Source organism: Bradyrhizobium uaiense, from assembly GCF_010811875.1.
Classification (GTDB): domain Bacteria; phylum Pseudomonadota; class Alphaproteobacteria; order Rhizobiales; family Xanthobacteraceae; genus Bradyrhizobium; species Bradyrhizobium uaiense.
Window position 1 is genome coordinate 1 of sequence record NZ_VKHP01000498.1, and the last position, 1,336, is coordinate 1,336.

At 63.8% G+C, this 1,336-nt stretch carries 1 protein-coding gene and 1 pseudogene; one reads left to right on the top strand and one right to left on the bottom strand.

Features of this window, described 5'->3' with window-relative positions:
- The coding region (locus tag FNJ47_RS46085) for a metal-dependent phosphohydrolase (RefSeq protein WP_236000591.1) at window positions 1–751 on the top strand (751 nt) is incomplete at its 5' end.
- Window positions 752–1,070: 319 nt separating this feature from the next.
- On the opposite strand, the pseudogene FNJ47_RS46090 reads toward FNJ47_RS46085, so the two are convergent.
- Window positions 1,071–1,336: pseudogene (locus FNJ47_RS46090) on the bottom strand (IS110 family transposase); the annotation flags it as partial.

Below are 1,336 nucleotides of genomic sequence, written 5' to 3' on the forward strand. Positions count from 1 at the left end.
CGAGATGGTGCCCTCGATCGCGCGGATCGCGCTCGAATGCATCGGCAACAGCGACGCGCTCTATCACAATGTCGAGCATACCATGCTGGTAACCTTGGCCGGCCACGCCATCCTGCGCGGCCGCGCGCTGCACTCGCACATGAGCGCGGAGGATTATGCGCATGTCATCATCGCCTGCCTCACCCATGACATCGGCTATGTACGCGGGCTGTTCGATGCCGACGACGAGAACGGCTATCTGGTTGCCGCCGATGGCCGCAAGGTGATCCTGCCGCGCGGCTCGTCGGATGCGGGGCTGATGTCCTATCACGTCGACCGCTCGAAGATCTTCGTGATGGAGCGGCTCAAGGGCGTCGCGCTGCTCGACAAGGAGCGCATTGTGCGCGCCATCGAGGGCACACGCTTTCCGCAAACCGCTCCGGACGGCAATGAGGAGTTCGGAGAGGAGGCCATCCTGCTGCGGGCCGCCGACCTGATCGGCCAGCTCGGCGATCCCCATTACATCCGCAAGGCCAACGCGCTGTACCTCGAATTCGAGGAGGCCGGACTGAACCGCCAGCTCGGCTACGATTCGCCGGCCGATCTCGTCGAACTCTATCCGCGCTTCTACTGGGACAGCGTGGCACCGCATGTGCAAAAGGCGATCCGCCACCTCAACATCACCTCCAGCGGACGGCAATGGATCGCCAACCTCTACAGCAACGTGTTTCGCGCCGAGCGCGACATCTCGCTGTCGGGGCCGCAGAAATAGGCGCATCTCGCAGGCCGCACAAGAAACTATCCCCTCGTCGTCCCGGCGACAGCCGGGACCCATATGTGGACGGCCCCCGTGGCACAAGAGCTTTCTGGTGAGATCGGATCGCTTGCATCCATATGTCCGGCCTGTTGAGTGCGATCGGGTAGACCGCTGGCCAAGATGGTTTGCGCGATGCGAGTTCCAAACAACCTGGCGACCTGCTGGCGGCCAATGGGTCCCACGGAATGTCTCGCATCGTTGCTCGATCGATCGCTCCATCTGCTCCTGCAGCTTCCGGCTGGCCGGCGAACGCGTCCGCCGGTCGGCCAATCTGTTAGGCGGCGACTGCTCCGGCGGCATCCAGCCGCGCAACGTCGTAACTCTCATTGCTCGTCATCAGCTTCCAGGCGATGCGCGCCACCTTGTTGGCAAGCGCCACCGCTGCAAGCTTCGGCGGCTTGCGCTTGATCAGTGCCAGCAGCCAGCGCGAGTGATGACCGCGTCCACGTCTGGCCTGCTGGATCACCGCCGTAGCCCCGATCACGAGCAGCCGTCTCAGGTCCTCGTCGCCCGCCCGGGTGATCTTGCCAAGCCTGGTCT